Genomic DNA, 20,991 nt, shown 5'->3' on the forward strand with positions numbered 1-20,991 from the left:
ACACTAGGATGTTCTTATTTTTAATCACGGTTTGCCTCGTCCATAGCCAAGGTTTTTCGGTCAGTCACAGTATAGTGGTCGGGTTAGCGGTGCCGGAACTATCCTGTTGTCGCGCCGCCTGTAAACAGGGCGCTCAGTAGGCGAATAAAGTCCCCAGAAAGACGACCAGTCCAGCCCAGTGGTTGTGCAAAAAGGCTTGGAAGTAGCGCTGAGGATCGGGAATACGGGTGTCGTAAAACTCCCACGCAAAGCAGGCTAGAGCGCCCAATAATCCCAGGTAAAACGCCCCACCTAGCCCAACATGCAGGCCCACTCCCAGCAAACACAGCAAGGACAGAAGCTGAAGCAATAGGATGATCATCCGATCGGCGCGTCCAAATAAAATCGCGCTGGATTTGATGCCAATTTTTAAGTCGTCTTCCCGGTCAGTCATGGCGTAATAGGTGTCATAAGCTACCGTCCAGAGTAGGTTGGCTAGATATAGCACCCAAGCCGTTGCAGGCAGGCGCTCATTAGCTGCCGTAAAGGCCATCAAAATCCCCCAAGAATAGGCGGCTCCCAGTACCAGTTGTGGGCACTGGGTATAGCGCTTCATAAAGGGATACAGCGAGGCAACGGCTACCGCACCAAACGAAAGCCCAACTGTGGTGGCATTGGTCAGCAGTACCAGAGCAAAACTTAATGTCAGCAGGATGGCAAAGAGTATCCAAGCCTCTTTGGAGCGGATGCGCCCCGCCGCCAATGGGCGATCACGAGTGCGCTGTACATGACCATCAAAGTTACGGTCTGCAAAATCGTTAATCACGCAGCCTGCCGAACGCATCAACACCACACCCAAAGCAAAAATCAGCACATGACTGAGCTGGGGTTGGCCTTGGCTGGCTATCCAAACCGCCGTCAGAGTGGGCCACAGCAGTAAGTAAATACCGATAGGCCGATCAAGGCGCATAAGCTGGATAAAATCCCAAGCTCTAGGATGTAAGCGAGCACAGCGCTGGAGCAGATTCAGATACATTCGTGCGATCTCATGAGGTTAGCTGGTACCAGAATGCAGGCAGGAATATTTCAGCGACCAGGATTTTTAACGAACCTTGAGTAAAGCAAGAGCGCCGTGCCCAAAGCCCTTGGGTCTGCACCGATTCGGGCAACCAAGATTTAGGGTAGTGACATAACTCCAAAGGCCCGCGCTGAAATCCCTGTGTTTGGAACAGTAGCTCACCCAAAGGACGGCAACCGAGGCTAGCTAAGTCCATGTTTGTGGTTATTAGGGATTCATGGCTAGCAACACTGCGGGCAAATACCCAAGGCTGGCCTTGGCCACAGAGAAAAACTTCTCGTATCCAGCCTGAGGCTTGGTTTTGGATACCCAGAGCTTGGCATTCATCCGTTCGCAAAGCGTCCCAGCCTTGATGGAGCAAATCAACCTTAAAACAGCTTTTTGATAATTTGATGAGGCGTTGAGTGAGCGATCCTTCATCCAATAGCCAATCTTGTTGTAGCCCAGTGAGCCTAGGATGATTCGCCGTTTGCCAAAGCTGAGGGGCGGTAGGGTTGGACATAGCGGTGGGTGCTTAGAGATGGAATAGGAAAATGTAGCACGCTTGTCGGCGCACTTTGATCTTTAGTAGAACAAACTCGCTGAGTTACTGATAAAAATAAGTTTACTTTCTTAAAGTCCACAGTATAATCTGCGCCCCATAAAGCCGGTATAGCTCAGTAGGTAGAGCAACTGACTTGTAATCAGTAGGTCCCGAGTTCGATTCTTGGTGCCGGCACCATACAAAACAACGACTTAGGCTCACAGCAATGTGGGCCTTTTTCGTTTTTTGGGGTTTTAGTCCCCGTTCCAGTCCCCGTTGAAGGTGTCGCTAGACCTTTTGGGGGGACTCTAAAAACTCCTCTCTCCAAATACAACAGACTAAAACAAACCCACTAAATCCATCCTGCTCCCATTTAATGGAAAGTGGCCCACATACTTTAAAACCTTGTATCCGCTTAAGGGATTTTAAATACTATCCTCCACCTTTGCCTCCTCGCTAGGAATGCCCCTTTGGTTGCTGGTGCGGGCTAAATAGATAGGGCTTGCTCTAACGTCCAAGGGCATGAGGTTGGGAAAACGCTACGCTCTAAGCCCGTCTCGCGCTCAGCACCAATAACCGCATCACCGTAAGCACTAGCCATCAGTTCAGGCAGTTTGCTTTTAAGGCTGGGGTTATCCGACAGAACCCGACTCACTTTGCGCCGTTGTTCTTCAATGGTCAGTTGCCAGCTTTTCCCTCGGTGGCTGGGTTGGTGCTCCCACTTCAGTAGGTGCATAAACAAAACTTGCAAACGAGACTCCAGCTCACGGCGTTCACTGCGCCCCATTGCTTCTATTTCCTCTAACAAATTTTGGATATCTAGCTCGGTTAAACGTCCAGAGCGCAGTAAATCGGCCTGTTCTTGTGTCCAGCCGTAAAAATCACTGTCATAACTTACTGTCATGGATAAATCCTCTGAGCTTATTGGCTACCTATAAAGCAAGCTTTCGGGGCCGTCCACCTCGTTTGCTATTCTCTTGAGCGGCTTTGGTTTTAGCCTCAGTTTTAGCTTGGCCCCCTTTTTTACCCATATCCCGCATCCGCTGGGCCATCCATCGTGGGCTACCTAAGATGCCCTCCAATAAGGCGGGTATATACACATCAGTATCCAGCTCAGGGAAATGCAGCCCCAACCCTGAAGGGCTGATTTCTATTTGAGCTAAGGCCATTGGGGACGTATCCGCTAACCCCTCCACTAAATCAGGGGCTATACCCAATTCCAAGCCGTTGCTCAGGGCAATGATAAGCCGACGGCGGCTAGGGTCGTACTCGGCATGGGTTGCTACTGGCCCCTTTGCTAAACACTGTTGGGCGCAGGTGTTGGCTTGCTCAAAGGCTTGGTCTGTCACCAATATGCTCCCACTGCTGGCAAGTGGCTAAAAGCTCCTTATAGTGAAACCCAAGCGACTTGGGTTTTATTATAAATACCATCCTGCCCACCATCAAAAAAGGAGTAAGCACTGATAGGGACGCTAAACAGCTTGGCGTTTTCATGGGGCTGTAGAGGAGTTTTCAGACCGGATTTTTGCGAAAATTGAACAGCTAAATTTTTGCACTCCAGAATCGCTACAACCCACGCCGCTCTAAGGCTGGAGTACGCACTCCATTTTTTAGCCCCTGTATAATATATTCAATTATGGAGTGCGTAGTTTTAAGGGGTTGTTGCTCTACAGATTAAAAAAGGCTTTTGATCTGCTTTTGCTGAACGATTAACTAAAACGTATGTAATAGATGGCTAGGCGATATTGAGCGCCTAAAGCGTGAGGGCTTTTATTGTGCAAGGGCGACTATTACGTGCTCCGCTCCTCACTATAAGCCCACACTCATCGCGCGTTTAGCTTGTACCCTGTGGGTTGGTATTGGTTAAAGGTAGATCGTTGCGCTATGGGGCTAATAAAGACCCATAAAAAAGGCCGCGTTAGGACAGCCTCCCATGAATCCATCTTGGGTCTAGGTGTATCCCCTCAGCAATAACTAGCGGGTCAGTATGGGCCTGTTCTTCCAAGTCACAGGGCTCAAGCAAGCCTTGCTCCAATAGATAGTCCCCCGAACACCCCAGCAGATTGGCGACACGCACCAGCAAGGCATGGGGTGGTATTGTGGGGCGTTTCAGTTCAGCCAGCAGTTCAGAACGGTGGTTATGAATCCATTGGCGGGTTTCGTCGGTCAGTTTCGCGGCGGGACTGATAAGGATTTTGTCCCCATCAGCACCAACCTCGAAGCCCTTACCAATGAGCTGGGTAAGGGCAGTCAATTAGATAGCCTCTATATCAGGTTGTGGATTTTCACTCTCAAAACTTTGCGGAAATTGCGGATTCTGCGGGAGCTCAGTATTTACGCGGGTTTCAGGTTGCGGATGTTTTGCGGAAGCTTGCGGATTTTCTGCGGATGTTTGGGATTTCCGCAAATCTTCCGCAGTCATCCGCAAATCTTCCGCAAGTGGAAAGGCCCGTATTTGCTGGGCTTCCGCAAAATCCGCAGAGTCCGCAACACTCAGAGGGTTAATTCTGAAATTCTTGCCGTCCTCGCTCATCAAATGGCGAGCTTTGTGCAAAATTGCCAGCAATTTGTCACGCTGCTTGGATGAGCGGACAAAGCTTGGGCCGGACTTACCCAGCTTATTGCAGTCAAACTCAGTCCAGCCTTTGGAGTGCAACCAATCAATAAGCTTTTGGGCGGCCACTAGGTCGGGGTCTTGCTGGGTGGGATGGCATAGGCGCAGTGCCTCCCCCAGATACCAGCGCCCAAGCTCTATGGCACAATCCATCACATCAGCTCCTATGGAGCTATGGCCATCTGTAACAGCTAGCACACCTGCAATCCGAAGTATCTGTTCTGCGGCCTTGGAGCCCCATGCCTCAATGTCTGACAAGTCCCCCAAGCGCCCCAACTGGCCTTCAATGCGGTTGTACTCAGCAATCCACAAGGCTTGGGCCTCTGGAGTCAGCTTTAATTGTTGTCTAGGCGGTTCATCTTCCCCGTTTTCAGGTTGAGGCGTTTGCTCTAGTAGCTGAGTCATACGTTGCCAATACCCAAGCATACGAGGATCAGTGCTAAGGTTTATCTGGCGATAAAGGCGAGTTCCAGCAAGGCTTTCAGGCCATGAAATCAAAAAGCGAGCTAGAAACCCTTGGCCCTGCATGATGGAGTTAGCCAGCACTTCCTTAGCTATAACAGGCTGTATCTGTATATAGACTGTGAGTCTGCATCCGTATCGGATTGAACTCTCGTTGTCCCCTACGCGGTTTCGAGTTAATACCGCCCCATCCCAGCGCAATGAAAGGGCCGCTACTGTGCGCGCTAGGTTCTCTGGCTTCATGGAGTGCCCGCCAAAAATTACAGCGCCCTCACCAGAAAAAAGCCCCATACTCGATTGCCCAAACAGCAATGCTTTAAGCAGTGCATCAATAGTGGGGTCATCTACCAGAATATAGGGTTGCAAGGGAGGAATAGGACGCTCAAGAGCTGCCAACTCAGCCTTAATAGGCTCGACTCCCTCACCTCCTTTGATCTGTCTTAGTAACGCTTCACGGGCTCGGTCATAAGTGTCTTTTTCGTCTTTGTACTTCTCGAAGTCCTCTTTATATTGGGCAAAGAGCTTTTTTTGGTATTTCTTATGGGCTTTGAGTGCCACATCATCGGCAGCACTTTTCCGCTGTCCAGAGGGTGCGATACTGATAAAAAATACAGAGATAGGAATAAGCCGCCCATCTATAAGAATATTGGCATGTCCCTGAGCAGGTAGTGCAGCAGCGGCTAAAACAGAACCGGCAGCCATACTGAGCGGAACTTGTACCCCTTCAGCAATTGCTTGGGCAGCAGGGGCTAGAATCCTGCCCAGAGCAGCTACAGGAAAAGGGGCTTGGGGTGCTAACTGGTCAGTGATTAACGGCTGAGGCGGTTCTGGTTGGATAACATCCATAGGCAGGTTTAAATCAGTCACACAGCACCCCCAGCTATCCAGCGGCTTAGATCATTAAAATCAGAAAGGTTTAGAGGGGCATCAGCAGGCCATGCGGGGAACACTACTGAACAGCCCAAATGGTTAGCGGCTGCTATGGCCTTGGAGCGCCCCGGATTGCCTTCGGTCTGGCGGTCATCATCACCGGCAAGGATTAACTCCAGATTGGGATACTGAGCCCTTAACGCCTCGCCTACGGGGAGTAGGTTGCCTGCATTCAGGGCACAAGCTACGGGGCATCCCGTGTGCTGGTGCAAGGTGGCTCCTGTTGCCCAACCTTCAGCGATATAAAGGGGTTTACCGGCTTGAATCTGGCCCAAAGGTGAATAACAGCCTTTGACCTGTCCACCACTCAAGAACCGTTTGCTTCCATCGGGTTGGATAAATTGCACATTCACCAATTGACCTTTGGCGTATAAAGGCACCAGCAAAGATTGCCTGTTCTGGCGTAGGTCGTGGGGCTCTACACCCTTGGCCACCAGATAGGTATGGCTAGGATTAGCCGGTAATGCCCCTTGCCGTATTTGGTGGGCTTTATCAGCCGCCTGTTGGTGTCGCTGCTGTTGTTCGGCATAGCGTTGGGCTTTGGCTTGCTCCATACGCTGGCAGACTAACTCAGCCTCGATGGGGTCAAACGGCTGGCGACTGCTCCAAGTATGAGTCTGGCCTGTTTTCCAGCTCCCAAAGGCTCCTGATGCAATACCGTCCAGATACTGCACATACCAACCATTGAGCGTACCGGGCTTATCACCGGGGATATGGAAACGGTGCAACTTGCCATCAGCTATAGGCCCAAAATCCAGTGAGCCATGGATAGCTTCTAGTGCGGCTTTAAAGGCCCATTCCTCTTTTTCAGGGTAAGCCGATCCCGTCCCCGCCAAAGCAGGGTTTTTAAATTTGGTCATGGTTAGCCTCTGTTTATGCTGGTGATTAACGTCACAGGGCTAGGCTTAACGGGGGTAGAGCAGTTAAGATTCATAGGCACTCCGATATAGTGCTTTGTGTTAAGCCCTGTTCTGTCAGGGCCGTCTTTGAAGGCTGTTCCTGTGGCGGGAATGGCCTTTTTCTTTTTGAGAGCAGGCATTAGGCCAGCTCACTTTGTTGGGCTAGAAAAGCGTCTACTGCTTCAGGGTTCCAGCGTACTGTTCGCCCGAACCGTAGTGGCTTGGGGAAGCCGGGCTTCTGTGACCAGCGCCACCATGTAGGGCGGGAAATTTGATAGCGCTCACAGAGAGCCTTTTGTGGGAGGAATTGAGTATTCAAAGCCGTATGACACCTCATCAATCAATGTGAAGCGTCATGGTGCCTAGGTATGCCCAGCATTTTTAGTGCAAACAAATGCACTGTATTTATATACAGCCACATAAAGTCCCATCCTGAATATGCCTCTTTGATTAGTGGCTCTCAATCTGGGGACTTTTGCCCATACCAAAAATTCAGGATTTCAACAGCCTTATCCAATTTCATTTGCTCTATTTCATCGTGCGTCTTACCCAGACCATCTAAAACATAGAGGGCATAAACTTTCGCTGCATTAAAGTTCTCCTCGTCAATATCTCTCCTAGCAGCATCAGTGCAGCCATCTGGGATTGAGCAAAAACCGTTTGATTCGAAATCCTTTATCAAGTCGTGTGCTTGTCTAGCATTTGGAACTTTGAATTGAAGGTCAGGCTGGTGCTGTTTCAGTTTTTTATACTTAGAACGAATGCTATCAGCGACCTCCTTTGCTCGATTGTCGTACTGGGGCTCGTTAATTTGTTTTGATTTTTTGTTAAATTCTTCATCCAAGTGGTAGTGGTACCAGAGCAGAAATACGGTCATTCCCCGGTCTGGGTCTGAGTATTTTTCGGGGACGCGCCCTTTATCTCGAATAACCCCTTTGCTCAAGGCTTTAATGACCTTTGGGTCAAAGATATCCCCTCTTATATTGCGTCTACGTTTTTGATCCTCTGCAAAGGCGCGGATATCAGAGGGCATAATATTCGGAGGATGCTTAACCCAAAATTTATAGCGAGATAGCATCCCCTCTAAATCATTGATATCAGGCTCTAGCACTGCTCCTCTAAAGTTATCTGAGTGCATCGCTTATTCCCTCAATCTACGGACGTTATTAGTAGGCATTACTCCAGTCAGAGCAGCTTCCAATGCCTGGTCAAATAGCCCAATAGCTCTCCACTTCTCAGGCAAAGCCGCTTCTGGATTATTGCGGTAATGCTTGTTTGCCACGCCTGTTTGACCATGAGCTTGCAAAAGGTCTGATAGTTGGTCGCTAACACCATGACGCTGCATCAGTTGAGCGCATGTTCTGCGAAGGTCGCGGGGGGAGAATGGGGGAATGGAGTTATCAGCAATCAGTGCATATTTGGATTTGAGCCAATCCTTAACGGCATGATTCGGGCTACTGACCACAATGTGAGCCTTACCTGTGGTAGTCCAAGGCCATGTGTAACAGCCATTCAAGGCGCGAACATCCTCCAATATGGACAATGCTCTCCCAGTCAACGGCACTAAATGCGGACGCTCCATTGACTGACCACCCCGGCCTTTGCGGTGCACCAGACGTACAGTACCGGCCTCTAAGTCGTAATCATCCCAAGTGGTCTGACAGATATTGAAAATCCGTTGCCCGCCACTGGCAATGACGAACTTGAATAGCAAAACTCGATATTGGAAAGCGCCCGCTCAATAGGGGCTGATACCTTTTCAATGTCCACACTAGCCGCAGGGTTGATTTCAAGACTGTATGTCTTGGCGTTGCTTCTACCCACAGTATTCTCAGACTTTAGCCCGTGACTAAAGGCAGCAGACAGGTATGAGCGCAAATGGTCTGCTTGAACCTTGGCTCCACGCTCCCAGACTGGGTTGAGAATTTCCAGAATATGACTTTTTTGAACATCCCTCGCCTTCAAAGCCATGATAGATGGGTGGGTATCCAGCATATCCACCAGATAGATGCGCTCAAGCTCCTTGACTGTACGTTCTGCGGCCTTGCCTCGACGTGAGTCAATGTAATCAAGGAATAGGTCTTTGAAGGTTCCACGAGAAGCTTCTATTTCCATTAAGCGTTGGGCTTCTGCTTGCTTTAAGGTTTTTTCAGCCGCTAATTGCCGAACGTAATCCTTCACGTTTTTATGCTCAGTAGCGATGCTAGCGTACTCGTTTGCCTTGGTTCGAATCTGGGCAACGGTCATGCCCGCGCCATTGCGGTCGGCTTTGTAGACTCCCAGTTTTAGGGTGATGTCTTTTCCATCAATCCGCTGCCGGTAATACCCCTCAATGACTCCAGATGGAGTGCATTTGAACAGCAGGGTTCCAAAACCTTTCTTTTGTTCTCGGTCTGCGGGCTCTGATAGCTTCTCGTTTGGCTTGAGGTTGCGAACCTGTAGGTCAGTAATCCTCTTGTCCTTTCCTGCCCCCATTTAAGTCCCCGTTCCAGTCCCCGTTTATGGGTGAGCTTGAACGATACACTGTGAAGCATGGGGAATCAATGAAGTGGATAAGCCCACTGTATCTACTGGTATTAGTGTGGTTTAGATGATGCTTCTTGAATACATGGGAAACCTAATAGCTACCTGCTTGTAATCAGTATTTCAAGAGTTCGATTCTTGGTGCCGGCACCATACAAAACAACGACTTAGGCTCACAGCGATGTGGGCCTTTTTCGTTTTTGGGGAAAATGGGTACCACTACGAGTACCACTTCTCAAACGGTACCCCGGTTACTGGCTTTCAGTTAAGCACCAGCAAGACTGAGCACCAATGCCAATCGGGTGCGCACCCAGAAATAGGCTTTTCCGTGCGTACCATGCTGCGTACCTATGTTTTGCGTACCAGCAGAAGAGTCCTTTAACTCTTTGATTGGATTCAACTCCTCAAAAATCCCGGCTTTGATTTCTGAGCCAAGTGCTGACAGGCAAACAGCCGTAAAAGGACGAAATTCGTTCTGTTGCCTAGGTCAAAAGGAGTGAGTATTTGCTGGTGCCTATCTATTTAAACCACCCGCTTTGAAATAGCGTTTGACCTTGACATTTCTTAACAAAATGCGCGGCCCTCTTTTAGCAGTATGAGGCGGAAACAGCTCATATCTCAGCGCTTATAGGCCACTAAATGGCATAACTTCGCTGAACATTGCTCATTACTCCAATAGAGCGCAATAGATCAATTTAAGCATTTGAATGGGTTATCCGAGTACCAGTGAACACCTTATGTTTCTTTAGAGTTTTGAGTGACTGGGCAGTAGGCGTAGGGCCGGTGGCATGGGGTTTTGCACCGTCAAAACTACCTGCAAACCCCCTGTGTTTTGCAACACACCGGCGGGTGATTTTTAGGCGATAAAGGAAGGGCATGGACAGATTAGGTCAGGCCCACCGTTAGCCAAGGTTAAGTACCGTGGAGGGCACCAGCAAGGCGTTTGAGCTTCCCTTTTTTATGGCCTCCGAAAACCCTTTGCTTTGAGTAATACGATGCAGAGCCTTAGTCCCGCTCCTCGTTTCTGAGGACTGCTCCAGCGGGTGGAGATCCACTCATTACCGTCCGACCCTCACTTTTGAGGATCGTTCCAGACTGGTGAATACAGCCACGCTTTTTGGCCCGATGCTCAAATCTGAACAACGCTCCAGACTGGTAGCCGCTGGTGGTCTTGATACGGGAAATGCTCATTGGGCGGCTCCTTTCTTGGCCAGACTTAAACGATCTTCAGCACCCCGGCTGAGGTCATTCATCACCATAGTGAGGCTACCTAACTCTTGGAGTAGCCAGCGTAGCCAGCTAAGGCTTACCAGCTCATCAGCGTCTAGGCCAAAGTCTTTGTTATCCGCAGCAGCGGCCATGCACCAGCCAATAGCGGAGACACCCGTAGTTAGGGTGCCCATATAGCTGTCAGCGATCTGTGCCACGCGCTTTAGGTGCTCGGTTTGCTCAGAGGTTAGTGGTGTAGTGCTAAAGACAGGGGCAATGCTTTCCAAATCCACCAGCAACTCACGAAGGCGACTCACTGAGCACCCCCTTGGGTTTCCAGTTCACGGGCCTTGCTCATGTGGTCGTTGTAGCGATTAAGGCGGGTAGAAAGGGATGAGTCGGCATGTAAAGCAGCCAAGGCCATACGCCGATGGGCGATTGCCCGAATTTTGGACGGATTAAGGCTGAGGATATGACGTAGTGTCATGGGTGTAGCTCCTATACCAAAAAGGGAGCCATCACCATTCGCGGCCAAGCGAATATTGGTGACGACTGTACGCGGGTTGGCCGACCGGGGGTATAGGCACCCGGCACACCCGAAGGTGTCCCACGCACAGCCGCCATAACAGAGCATTGCGGGCACAAAAAAAGCGCCTACAAAGGTCTTTGGGGCGCTGGTGCGCCTATACCTATCCGACCGGCCAAGGTCGACCCCTGTCGTTTTCACAAGGGCAGGCACAGAGTAGCGAGGGTGGGAGGGATTGGCAATGCTCCGTTGTACCGCTATACAACTTTTAAGGTATCTCTGAGCCAAGAATGGAGCCCCTAATATGACTACCGTAAAAATCTGCCTAGCCACACCTGAAGAAGCGGATGCCAGTATTCTGGAGGCTTTAGAAACGGGTGTACCACAAGAGTCTGTAATCAGCTTCCCAAGCATTGATCTGTTGTGGAAAACCTTTACCCCTAAGCGCTGGGAGGTCATTCGAGCGATGACCGGCACTGGGCCTATGGCGTTGCGTGAGCTAGCCCGCCGTCTTGGGCGTGATGTGAAAGGCGTACATACCGATGCCCAATTGCTGCTGAACTGTGGCGTACTGGAGAAAACACCAGATGGCCAGCTTGAGTTTCCATACGATGCCGTGCATGTGGATTTTATGGTACGGGCTGCTTGATAGGGCACCAGCAAAGCCCTGTTCTGGCTACCCATGCAGCTGTCCTCCTAATTGCTTTTGAGCAAAGGCCGTTAAAGCCATTTTTCGATTCTCGTAGCTCACGCCTTGGGCCAGTAATTGAATATCCCGCGCCTCAAGCCGAGCTACCTGCTTGAGTTCATTTTGGGTTAGTTGCTCACGGGTACGCGCTCCAAACATCAGAGCAATGACGCGATTAATGAGGCGGCTTTCGTTGACGTAGTGGTGCTGCTGGGCTGTTCTACCTTGGACCTCGTAGTGCTGTTGCACGGCTTCGCACAGGAGTGAATGCACCAGCGACAAATCAGAGCGTGCTTGCTGCCACTGCTGGCCACCTCCTCGAATGAGGTGGTCAATTTGCTCATCACACCAGACAGCAAAATCAGGCGATAACCAGCGGGCAAAGGCCACGGCTAATTTAGGGTGAAGCCAAGTACCGCCATTTCGTCCCCGGCGTGTTTTAACTAAATCCGGGATTTTCCCGGATTTAGCCATAGCCTCTAGGTAAGTCACTGTTTCGGGTAGCCGTAACCATTCATGGGGCTCCTTACCAAAACGACTCGCCACTTCTGTGGCATTAATCCAGCCATCTGTGCTGAATTGCACGGGCTGGCCTTGGTACTCGAAGGGAATGACTTTAGTGGTCATACGGCCTCCTGAGTGTAACCAGTAGGTGCATTGAGCTGGTGCTGGGCAAACCTTTCCCGTCCGCAGTTAAGCGGCATGGTGAATACAGTCATGGTTAAGCCCCCTGTTGGTTCAGGAAAGCCTCAACAGCATCAGCAGGCCAGCGCACTGAACGGCCAAAGCGCAGGGCTTTAGGGAAACCATCAGTCCTAGACCAGCGCCACCAAGTAGTGCGGCTGATCTGATAGTAAGTGCAGAACTGTTCAGTGGTTGCAAAGGTGCCGTTGATCGGCAGGTTAGGCGGGGTGTTGCAGGTGGCTGTTTGAGCCATAGGGGCTGGTTCCTATGCAAAAAAGCAAAAGAACCCGAGGAGGTAACCAAACAGCCTATATTTAGAAAAATAAACATACGCGTTGACTGAATATAGGATCGCCTTTACTGTTTAGTCACGAGTGAACCACTGGTTCACTTGCTGAAGCCCCTCTAAAAGCTTCTCCCCTCGGGGTTGTATTAGCTCTGCTGGTGCAACAAGATGTTGGTAGCGTCTACCCGATCTAAAGCCCGGTGTTGGTAGCACTGGGCTTTTGCATTTCAGGGCGTTGCATTTAGCAAAACCAATGGCCAGCATGTAACCACTAATCTCAGAATGATTCAATCCTGTTCCACAGGAGATGTTCCATGAGGTTCAGCGGGTTGTTATGGGGTTTTTACCTTTTCCTATTCGCTAACAGAACAACCTTATCAGTCTGCCGAGCATCGTTGTTTTGCAGCACCAGCTCTAAAGCCAAATCAAACTGTTCAATAGCCCGCCATTTCTCTGGTAAAGCCGCCTCTGGATTATTACGGTAGTGCTTACCTACCACGCCGGTTTGCCCATGTGCTTGCAGTAGGTCGGACAGGCTATCGCTGACACCGTGCCGTTGCATGAGCTGGGCACAGGTGCGGCGCAAGTCTCGTGGTGAAAAGCTGGGTACAGGTTTCCCATCCATGATTGCGTGAGGGGAGGCTAACCAATCAGCTACGGCATGGCGTGGGCTGGAGACAACAATGTGCTGCTTGCCGGTTGTTGTCCAAGGCCAAGGGTAATGGCCATTGATTTCCTTTACTTGCTCCAAGATACCGATTGCCCGAGCTGATAAGGGGACAAGGTGTGGTCGTTCACTACCTCCGGCACCAGCATCCTTGCGCCCCTTTCGGTGAACTAGGCGCACTGTCCCGGCTTGCAGGTCGTAGTCTTCCCAAGTGGTTTGACAGACGTTGAATATCCTTTGTCCAGCCGTCGCAATCACAAACTTAAACAGCAGAGCCATGACGGGGCCAACGCCATCAGTCGCTTCAATGGTTCCCCAAAATTGGCGTAACTCCGCATCAGATAAGGCCCGCTCAACAGGGGCAGAGACTTTTTCCACAGCCACTACAGCAGCAGGATTGCTCTCTAAGCTGTAGCGTTTGGCATTAGCTCTACCCACAGCGTTTTCAGCCCGTAGGCCGTGATTGAATGCCGCCACCAGAAAGGAGCGCATTCGGTCGGCCTGTACTTTGGAGCCACGCTCCCATATGGGGTCTAGGATGCTGAGGATATGCTCAGGACGAACCTCACGCGCTTTCATGGCCATCAGGCTGGGGTGTGGCTGGTGCATGTTGGTTCGATACAGTCGTTCTAGCTCCTTAATCACACTGGGCGTTGCTTTAGTCCGGCGTGACTCAATGTAATCAAGGAACAGATCGCCAAAGGTGCCTTGGGCGGCTTCGATCTCGGCAAGACGTTGGGCTTCTATGCGTTGTCGCTGAATCTCAGCCTCTTGGTATGGAGTCGGATAGGGTTTCTCCAGACTTGAGCGCTCGCAGACGAGCATCGGTCACCATCTTGGCTGTATTGGCAGCAGAGCTCATCAGAACTTCCCTTTAGTTTTCCAGACCACTTCGGGTACCACTTCTCGCGAAAACTAAAGGTACGTTATGAAACACTGTAAAACAACGATATGGCTGTAAGCCGCGTATTTATTGAGTTTTGTGTTTTTATTGAAACTTAGTGAAGCTCTATGAAACGTCAGGACAAGCCGCTTGTAATCAGTAGGTCCCGAGTTCGATTCTTGGTGCCTATAGTGGCCATAAACCCATTTTTAATAGTTATCTATATATAAAAAAAAGAGCATTCTGTGGTTGTATCTATAGAGCGCTATTACCTAGTCTTTAGCCACGAAAAGCCTAAATACGGGCATATCTCATCTAGCCTAGCGCCTTTGAGCCCCTTAAATGGCTCTGCATAAAAGAACTGCTAGGGTGAATAGTGACACCATCAACCAAAGGACTTTCCCCATGGCCAAGTCAACAGCAGAGCTCGAAGAGCTTCTCATGCAGCGCTCGCTGACTGATCCTGAACTTCTGGATGCAGCCGCCGAAGCCGCAGATTTTCGAATTCTGCCCGATGCAACAGTGATCAAAGTCGGTGGCCAGAGCTTAATCGACCGGGGCCGGTCTGCGGTTTATCCTTTGATGGACGAAATCGTTGCTGCCCGCAAAAACCATAAACTGCTGATCGGTACAGGCGCAGGTACTCGTGCGCGTCACCTGTACTCCATCGCTGCCGAATTGGGCTTACCGGCGGGCGTTCTCGCTCAACTGGGCTCTTCCGTAGCCGATCAAAACGCTGCAATGCTGGGCCAACTGCTGGCCAAACACGGTATTCCGCTCGTGGGTGGTGCTGGCTTATCCGCTGTGCCTCTGTCCTTGGCCGAGGTGAACGCCGTAGTGTTCAGCGGTATGCCTCCGTTCAAACTCTGGATGCGTCCTGCGGCAGAAGGCGTGATTCCTCCGTACCGTACCGATGCCGGTTGCTTCCTGTTGGCTGAGCAGTTCGGCTGCAAGCAAATGATCTATGTGAAGGATGAGGACGGCTTATTCACTGCCAACCCCAAAACTTCAACCAACGCGACCTTCATCCCCAAAATCTCGGTTGATGAGATGAAAGCTAAGGGACTGCACGACTCTATCCTTGAGTTCCCGGTGCTGGATCTTTTACAAGCCGCCCAGCACATTCGCGAAGTACAGATTATTAACGGCTTGGTTCCGGGTAATCTGACCCGCGCCCTCGCGGGCGAGCATGTTGGCACCATCATCACTGCGAACTGAGGCTTAGAACCATGACTACTAATACGATCAAGCACGTTGCCTCACCGCTCGCGCGTCAAACCCTGCAAGATGGTGATTTGACTCGCCCCGTAGCAGGTGTTCAGCCTATTCGTCTGCTGCCTTGGTTGCAAATCGTCAAGGTTGGTGGCCGCCTGATGGATCGCGGCCCCAGTGCCATTCTGCCCGTCGTAGATGAGCTGCGTAAGTTGCTGCCTGAGCACCGCATGTTGATTTTGACTGGGGCCGGTATTCGGGCTCGGCATCTGTACAGCGTAGGTCTGGATTTAGGTTTGCCTGTGGGTTCCTTAGCCCCCTTAGCCGCCAGCGAAGCCGGTCAAAACGGTCATATTTTGGCCTCTTTGTTAGCGGCTGAAGGTGTGTCTTACGTTGAGCACCCCACCATCGCCAGCCAGTTGGCCATTCACTTGGCCGCCGCTCGTGCCGTTGTGGGTAGCGCCTTCCCACCCTACCACCACCACGAATTTCCCGGCTCTCGTATTCCGCCACACCGCGCGGATACCGGTGCCTTCCTGCTGGCTGATGCCTTAGGCGCTGCGGGCCTGACCATCGTAGAAGACGTTGATGGTGTATACACCGACGATCCAAACGGCGCTAATGGCGCTCAGGCTGAGTTTTTACCTGAAGTCAGCCTCGCTGACTTAAACAGCATGAAAGGCCCGCTGCCCTTTGACCGTGCTTTGGTTGAGGTAATGGCCACCGCGCGCAATATTGAACGAGTACAGGTAGTAAATGGCTTGGTTCCGGGCCGCCTGACCGCTGCACTGCGGGGTGAGCATGTGGGTACGCTGATCCGTACCGGTCGTGGCTAAACCGAGCGGCGTTAATCAGTAAGCACGTTATCCATAAAAAGCCCCTAAAGTGTTAGGGGCTTTTTATTTAAGTATTCAATTTAATATTGAACTATGGAAAATATATGTTGGTGATCAAAATGCTATTTATTTAGCTGAAGCGCTGTCGGCCAAATAACTGTCTTTTAACTTCACATAGTTATTGGCTGAATATAAAAAGAAGCTGCGCTCTTTTTCACTCAAGGGCCGCGCTTGTTTTACCGGACTGCCCACATACAAAAATCCGCTTTCCAGCTTCTTACCGGGCGGAACTAGAGCACCCGCGCCAATCATCACCTCATCCTCAATCACCGCGCCGTCTAAAACGATAGCGCCCATCCCCACTAATACGCGATTGCCAATGGTGCAGCCGTGCAATACCACCTTATGGCCGATGGTGACATCCTCACCAATAGTTAAAGGCCAACCCTCTGGCTGATAAGGCCCGGCGTGGGTAATGTGCAACACGCTGCCATCTTGTACGCTGGTGCGCGCTCCAATGCGGATGGCGTGCATATCGCCGCGAATACTGACATGGGGCCAAACGGAGCAATCATCACCGAGCACCACATCACCAATGATGACGGCAGACTCATCCACCAAAACGCGGGCACCTAACTCTGGGCGGTGATGATGATAAGAACGAATGGGCACGATAGAACCTCTCTGGCTGCGATAACACAGGATTCGTTTTAAGATGGGACAACAGAGGCGTAGGTTTTGTCTGTATCTGTTGTGGTTGCAACAGCATACACGCCCTATGCCGCACTAGGCCTATTTGAGAAGGTGAATCCGAGCATGTCTAATCCCCTGTTGCAAGACTTCGACTTACCTCCCTATGCAGCCATTCGCCCGGAGCATGTGGAGCCGGCCGTTGAGCAGATTCTGAGCGAAAACCGAGCGGCTATTACCCAGCTCCTCACCCAACCGGCTTCCCAGATGACTTGGGATTCGTTAGTGGTTGCCTTAGATGAGATTGGCGAGCGCCTCTCCAAAGCATGGAGCCCCGTGCGGCACTTAAACTCCGTGTGCAACAGTGCCGAATTACGCACCGCCTATGAAGCCTGTTTGCCCAAGCTGTCGGCTTATTGGACGGAGTTAGGCCAAAATCGGACGCTGTTTGATGCTTATCAAGCCCTTGCCCAATCCCCAGAGGCCATAGGCTTTGATACCGCTCAGCAAACCATTCTTAAAAACACGGTGCGCGACTTCCGCCTGTCCGGTATTGACTTACCAGAGGAAGGCCAACAACGTTTTGGAGCCATCAGCGCGCGCCTGTCGGAATTGGGCAGCACCTTCTCCAATCAGGTGTTGGATGCCACCCAAGCTTGGACGCGCCATATCACCGATGAATCCCAACTGATGGGCTTACCGGATTCAGCCAAGGCACAAATGGCCCAAGCCGCCAAAGGCAAAGACTTAGCAGGCTGGTTAATCACTCTGGAGTTCCCCAGTTACTACGCGGTGATGACCTACGCTGATGACCGTGCTCTACGCCAGGAGCTGTACACCGCTTACTCCACTCGCGCCTCCGATCAAGGGCCGAATGCCGGTCAGTTTGACAACACTCCAGTGATGCTGGAAATCCTTGATTTGCGCCAAGAGCTGGCGCAACTGCTGGGCTATGCCAACTACGCCGAACTCTCTCTAGCCACCAAAATGGCCGAATCCGTGGAGCAAGTGACCCACTTCCTACAGGATCTAGCCCAACGCAGCAAAGGCTTTGCCGAGCGCGACCTGGCCGAGTTACGCGCCTTTGCCACCGAGCAAGGGGTAACTGACCTCAAAAGCTGGGATGTTGGTTATTTCTCAGAAAAACTGCGCCAAAGCCGCTACGACCTCAATCAAGAAGAACTGCGGGCGTGGTTCCCCATCGACAAGGTGCTTTCGGGCTTATTTGCCATCGTGCAACGTCTGTATGGCATCGAAATCCGCGAGCTGCACGACTTTGAATCTTGGCATCCCGATGTACGCCTGTTTGAGATTTTAGAGCAGGGCACATCGCTGGGCCGCTTCTTCTTCGACCTCTATGCCCGCCCCCATAAGCGCGGCGGCGCGTGGATGGATGGCGCTCGTGATAAACGCCGTACCGCCCACGGGCATGTGCAAAGCCCAGTGGCCAATTTAGTGTGCAACTTCACCCCTGCGGTGGGCGATCAACCCGCCCTGCTGACCCATGATGAAGTAACCACCCTGTTCCACGAATTTGGCCACGGTTTGCACCACCTACTGACCTATATCGAACATGCGGGGGCTTCAGGCATTAACGGCGTGGCTTGGGATGCGGTGGAGTTGCCCAGCCAATTTATGGAGAACTGGTGTTGGGAACCGGAAGGTTTAGCCCTGATTTCTGGCCACTACCAAAGTGGCGAACCCTTGCCCGCTGAAAAACTGGAGCGCATGTTAGCGGCGAAAAACTTCCAATCCGGTCTGATGATGGTGCGTCAGTTGGAGTTCTCCCTGTTCGACTTTGAGCTACATGCCACCCACGGAGACGGTCGGAGTATCCTAGAGGTGCTGGAAAAAGTGCGGGATGAAGTATCGGTGATGCGTCCGCCGGCAGAAAACCGTTTCCCCAACAGCTTCTCCCACATCTTCGCCGGGGGATACGCGGCCGGATACTACAGCTATAAATGGGCTGAAGTGCTGTCTGCCGATGCCTTCTCGCGCTTTGAAGAAGAGGGCGTGCTCAACCCCGAAACCGGGCGATCCTTCCGTGAGGCCATTTTAGCTCAGGGAGGCTCCCAAGAGCCGATGGTGCTCTTTGTACAGTTCCGGGGCCGTGAGCCATCCATTGACGCGCTGCTACGCCATTTAGGTCTAACTGCGGAGGCTGCATGAGCGAGATATCAGTGGTCATCATCAAGCGTTTTATTGCCGGAGCGGTGTGCCCTTCCTGCAATGCACAAGACAGTATCAAAATGTGGACTCAGGACAGCACACCCCACCGTGAGTGCGTGTCCTGCGGTTATACCGACACCTTTAACGAGCAGGGTAATCCAGTGCCCACAGAGCCGGACACCCGTTTAAGCCCACCGCCCAAGCCCATCGACCCCAACGTGCAAACCCTGCGCTTTGTGGAGCTAAGGCCAAAAACTTAAAGGCAAATGTAACCCCTGTTTGCGCTTTAGCCTAAACAGGGGTTGGAGAATAGGTAATTGAGCCAAAAGACTGCCGACATCGACCGAATTAAAGCGGAATTCAAAGAATTAACAGGAATAGACCTGCAGGCCGAATTTATGCCAAGCGGCAAGAGTCACAATCCAACAACCCTAAAGACGGGTTATTGTGGCGTATATGTTTTTTTAAAAGATGGTTGCTGTTTCAAAGTTGGGAAGGCTGGCAAAAAAAGCAAAGCTAGGTGGAGCTCTCATCACTACAACTTGAATGACACAATCCCAAGCACACTTCCTAAATCAATAATGAAGCACAAAGAACAACTTAAGGAAAAATATCCCAGTGCAAAACATCAGGAAATAGACCTCTTATCCAAATCTAATATTCAGGATTGGATTAAAAATAATATGTCCCGCATTGAGTTTCTCATCAAAGACAATGACGACCCATTTGCACTAGGCTTGCTTGAAGCGCTAGTCCAATATCACCTAAAACCCATCTTTGAAGGAAAAAATGCTTAAACCTCTTTCATGAAATCATGAGAACTAAAGATCCAAGGGTAATGAGGGAACAGTCTGTTGACGGGCATTAAGTCGCTGATAAAACTCCAGCGGATCTTTAATCAGCACCGCTCGTCCCGCATGCTGTTTGGCGGCCAATAGGCGAGAAATCCAAAAGCGCACACAGGCAATACGCAACATACTGGGCCACACCTGAACCTCATGGACATTAAAGGGCCGTATGCTGGCGTAGGCATTGAGCAAAGCATGGGTGCGAGCGGTATCCAGTTGCCCTTGTTCATCAGAGCACCAATCATTCACGCAGATGGCCAGATCGTACAGCGTGGGGCCGGAGCAGGCGCTGTAGAAATCAATCACTCCGGTCAAATGTGCCCCTTCGAACAGGGCGTTATCGCGGAATAAATCGGCGTGCAGATTCGCCTGTGGGAGACGATCCCAATGGGCTTGGAACTGCCGAACCTCCTCCAGAGTGTGCTTGAGCAACGCCTGTTGCGCTTCGGGTAAGGCCAGAGCCAGCAACAGACCCTCGTGCTGCATCCAAACCAAACCGCGATCCGTGGGATGCTCTATGGGCTGTGCGGCGGTGCATTGATGCAAACGAGCCAAATACTGCCCCAACTCGGCACAGTGTTGCGGGCCAGCTTGGTGGGGATGACGACCGGGTAAACGCGGCTGCAACAGGGCGGGCTTATCGGCCAAGCTGCGGATGCGTTGCCCCTGCTGATCCGCCAGTGCATAGGGAACCGGAAGCCCAGCCTGATGCAAGCGTTCTAAAAGCTCAATGAAAAACGGCAGCTCTTCGGGCCGTCCGCGCTCGATCAGGGTCAGGACGTATTCGCCCGCCTCTAGGCTGACGAAAAAATTGGTGTTTTCCGTGCCATCTGGGGTGGCTTGCACGTTTTTTAGGCGGCCCAGTCCGTAGGCGCTCAGGAAATCCTCTAATTCAGTATGTTCCAGCGGCGTGAAAACGGACATCTTTGGCCTCAATGCTCAGGGATACAGGATTACCAAGTAAAAATCTTCCACGAAGGAATGCGAAACTCCGGCTTATCGGCGCGGATCATGTTGCCATCTTCATCCGAGCGCACCATGTAGTAGGGCGTGCCGTCCTTGGGGGTGACTTTGATGCTGTAGAGGATACCGTTGATCCGGTATTCCTCAACCCGCTGATCCCCTTCATCGCGGATGGTTACATCAGGCTCTTCACCATTGGGGCCGCGTATTTCTTGAGCCTGTAAGGGCAGGCTCAAGCAAGCCAATAGGCTGGCTAACATCAGGGCTCGAATGCTCATGGTATCCTTAAATCCTTTATTCGGTCTGGTTAGCTTCATTTTAG

General features: G+C 51.3%; 24 protein-coding genes and 1 tRNA gene. 7 read left to right on the forward strand and 18 right to left on the reverse strand.

Going from position 1 to position 20,991, the window contains the following annotated elements; genetic code table 11:
- Window positions 1-133: 133 nt before the first annotated feature.
- The gene (gene ubiA / locus LX59_RS05800) at window positions 134-1,015 is read right to left on the reverse strand and encodes a 4-hydroxybenzoate octaprenyltransferase (protein ID WP_144570902.1); all 882 of its coding nucleotides are present in this window, start codon (window positions 1,013-1,015) and stop codon (window positions 134-136) included.
- Between the two features lie 10 nt (window positions 1,016-1,025).
- The gene (locus LX59_RS05805; RefSeq protein ID WP_144570903.1) at window positions 1,026-1,559 is read right to left on the reverse strand and encodes a chorismate--pyruvate lyase family protein; all 534 of its coding nucleotides are present in this window, start codon (window positions 1,557-1,559) and stop codon (window positions 1,026-1,028) included.
- 143 nt (window positions 1,560-1,702) lie between these two features.
- On the opposite strand from LX59_RS05805, the gene LX59_RS05810 reads away from it, so the two are divergent.
- A tRNA-Thr gene (locus LX59_RS05810) sits at window positions 1,703-1,778 on the forward strand.
- Between the two features lie 289 nt (window positions 1,779-2,067).
- On the opposite strand, the gene LX59_RS05815 is transcribed toward LX59_RS05810, so the two are convergent.
- The 10 genes from LX59_RS05815 to LX59_RS15580 form a co-directional block, all read right to left on the reverse strand.
- Window positions 2,068-2,484 (reverse strand): DUF29 domain-containing protein, encoded by a 417-nt coding sequence (locus tag LX59_RS05815; RefSeq protein WP_144570904.1) that lies wholly within the window; start codon window positions 2,482-2,484, stop codon window positions 2,068-2,070.
- 28 nt (window positions 2,485-2,512) lie between these two features.
- Complete coding sequence (locus tag LX59_RS05820) at window positions 2,513-2,929, reverse strand: DUF2442 domain-containing protein (protein WP_246118685.1); 417 nt, start codon at window positions 2,927-2,929, stop codon at window positions 2,513-2,515.
- A gap of 569 nt (window positions 2,930-3,498) precedes the next feature.
- Window positions 3,499-3,834 (reverse strand): hypothetical protein, encoded by a 336-nt coding sequence (locus tag LX59_RS05825; RefSeq protein ID WP_144570906.1) that lies wholly within the window; start codon window positions 3,832-3,834, stop codon window positions 3,499-3,501.
- Window positions 3,835-5,523, reverse strand: coding sequence for a YfjI family protein (locus LX59_RS05830; protein ID WP_144570907.1), 1,689 nt, complete (start codon window positions 5,521-5,523; stop codon window positions 3,835-3,837).
- Complete coding sequence (locus tag LX59_RS05835) at window positions 5,520-6,446, reverse strand: toprim domain-containing protein (RefSeq protein WP_144570908.1); 927 nt, start codon at window positions 6,444-6,446, stop codon at window positions 5,520-5,522. The genes LX59_RS05830 and LX59_RS05835 overlap by 4 nt, the downstream gene beginning before the upstream one ends.
- A 499-nt stretch (window positions 6,447-6,945) precedes the next feature.
- Complete coding sequence (locus LX59_RS05845; protein ID WP_144570910.1) at window positions 6,946-7,623, reverse strand: hypothetical protein; 678 nt, start codon at window positions 7,621-7,623, stop codon at window positions 6,946-6,948.
- Window positions 7,624-7,626: 3 nt separating this feature from the next.
- Complete coding sequence (locus tag LX59_RS05850) at window positions 7,627-8,199, reverse strand: tyrosine-type recombinase/integrase (protein WP_144570911.1); 573 nt, start codon at window positions 8,197-8,199, stop codon at window positions 7,627-7,629.
- A complete protein-coding gene (locus LX59_RS05855; RefSeq protein WP_144570912.1) occupies window positions 8,118-8,960 on the reverse strand; it encodes an Arm DNA-binding domain-containing protein in 843 nt (280 codons plus the stop codon). The genes LX59_RS05850 and LX59_RS05855 overlap by 82 nt, the downstream gene beginning before the upstream one ends.
- 1,235 nt (window positions 8,961-10,195) lie before the next feature.
- The gene (locus LX59_RS05860; RefSeq protein ID WP_144570913.1) at window positions 10,196-10,534 is read right to left on the reverse strand and encodes a hypothetical protein; all 339 of its coding nucleotides are present in this window, start codon (window positions 10,532-10,534) and stop codon (window positions 10,196-10,198) included.
- Complete coding sequence (locus LX59_RS15580) at window positions 10,531-10,704, reverse strand: hypothetical protein (protein ID WP_170234337.1); 174 nt, start codon at window positions 10,702-10,704, stop codon at window positions 10,531-10,533. Before LX59_RS15580 ends, LX59_RS05860 begins: the two co-directional genes overlap by 4 nt.
- Before the next feature lie 343 nt (window positions 10,705-11,047).
- Between LX59_RS15580 and LX59_RS05865 the strand changes: the two genes are divergently transcribed.
- Window positions 11,048-11,392 carry an HVO_A0114 family putative DNA-binding protein gene (locus LX59_RS05865; RefSeq protein ID WP_144570914.1) on the forward strand — a complete coding sequence of 115 codons (345 nt, stop codon included), beginning with the start codon at window positions 11,048-11,050 and terminating at the stop codon, window positions 11,390-11,392.
- Between the two features lie 27 nt (window positions 11,393-11,419).
- On the opposite strand, the gene LX59_RS05870 is transcribed toward LX59_RS05865, so the two are convergent.
- From LX59_RS05870 to LX59_RS05880, 3 genes are all read right to left on the reverse strand, one after another.
- Window positions 11,420-12,058: a KilA-N domain-containing protein gene (locus LX59_RS05870; protein ID WP_144570915.1), complete on the reverse strand. Its 639-nt coding sequence runs from the start codon at window positions 12,056-12,058 to the stop codon at window positions 11,420-11,422.
- A gap of 94 nt (window positions 12,059-12,152) precedes the next feature.
- Window positions 12,153-12,368 carry a helix-turn-helix transcriptional regulator gene (locus LX59_RS05875; protein WP_144570916.1) on the reverse strand — a complete coding sequence of 72 codons (216 nt, stop codon included), beginning with the start codon at window positions 12,366-12,368 and terminating at the stop codon, window positions 12,153-12,155.
- Between the two features lie 376 nt (window positions 12,369-12,744).
- On the reverse strand, window positions 12,745-13,893 hold the full coding sequence (locus tag LX59_RS05880; RefSeq protein WP_144570917.1) for a tyrosine-type recombinase/integrase: 1,149 nt from the start codon (window positions 13,891-13,893) through the stop codon (window positions 12,745-12,747).
- A 463-nt stretch (window positions 13,894-14,356) separates the two neighbouring features.
- Between LX59_RS05880 and LX59_RS05885 the strand changes: the two genes are divergently transcribed.
- Both LX59_RS05885 and LX59_RS05890 read left to right on the forward strand, forming a co-directional pair.
- A complete protein-coding gene (locus LX59_RS05885; RefSeq protein WP_144570918.1) occupies window positions 14,357-15,169 on the forward strand; it encodes an amino acid kinase family protein in 813 nt (270 codons plus the stop codon).
- A gap of 11 nt (window positions 15,170-15,180) precedes the next feature.
- Window positions 15,181-15,999 (forward strand): amino acid kinase family protein, encoded by an 819-nt coding sequence (locus tag LX59_RS05890; RefSeq protein ID WP_144570919.1) that lies wholly within the window; start codon window positions 15,181-15,183, stop codon window positions 15,997-15,999.
- A gap of 126 nt (window positions 16,000-16,125) precedes the next feature.
- Here LX59_RS05890 and LX59_RS05895 read toward each other — a convergent pair whose 3' ends face one another.
- Window positions 16,126-16,671: a gamma carbonic anhydrase family protein gene (locus LX59_RS05895; protein WP_144570920.1), complete on the reverse strand. Its 546-nt coding sequence runs from the start codon at window positions 16,669-16,671 to the stop codon at window positions 16,126-16,128.
- Window positions 16,672-16,815: 144 nt separating this feature from the next.
- On the opposite strand from LX59_RS05895, the gene prlC reads away from it, so the two are divergent.
- Genes prlC through LX59_RS05910 form a run of 3 tightly spaced genes read left to right on the forward strand, consistent with a single transcriptional unit; the run spans window position 16,816 to window position 19,655 of the window.
- Entirely contained in the window at window positions 16,816-18,858 is a 2,043-nt protein-coding gene (gene prlC, locus LX59_RS05900) for an oligopeptidase A (protein ID WP_144570921.1), read from the forward strand.
- Window positions 18,855-19,118 (forward strand): YheV family putative zinc ribbon protein, encoded by a 264-nt coding sequence (locus LX59_RS05905; RefSeq protein WP_144570922.1) that lies wholly within the window; start codon window positions 18,855-18,857, stop codon window positions 19,116-19,118. The genes prlC and LX59_RS05905 overlap by 4 nt, the downstream gene beginning before the upstream one ends.
- Before the next feature lie 57 nt (window positions 19,119-19,175).
- Entirely contained in the window at window positions 19,176-19,655 is a 480-nt protein-coding gene (locus tag LX59_RS05910; protein WP_144570923.1) for a hypothetical protein, read from the forward strand.
- Window positions 19,656-19,679: 24 nt separating this feature from the next.
- Here the strand turns inward: LX59_RS05910 and LX59_RS05915 are convergent, their stop codons facing one another.
- Complete coding sequence (locus LX59_RS05915) at window positions 19,680-20,630, reverse strand: homoserine kinase (RefSeq protein ID WP_144570924.1); 951 nt, start codon at window positions 20,628-20,630, stop codon at window positions 19,680-19,682.
- A gap of 29 nt (window positions 20,631-20,659) precedes the next feature.
- Window positions 20,660-20,947 (reverse strand): DUF2782 domain-containing protein, encoded by a 288-nt coding sequence (locus LX59_RS05920; protein WP_425457477.1) that lies wholly within the window; start codon window positions 20,945-20,947, stop codon window positions 20,660-20,662.
- Window positions 20,948-20,991: the final 44 nt, after the last annotated feature.

The sequence above is a fragment of the Azomonas agilis genome, from assembly GCF_007830255.1.
Classification (GTDB): Bacteria; Pseudomonadota; Gammaproteobacteria; order Pseudomonadales; family Pseudomonadaceae; genus Azomonas; species Azomonas agilis.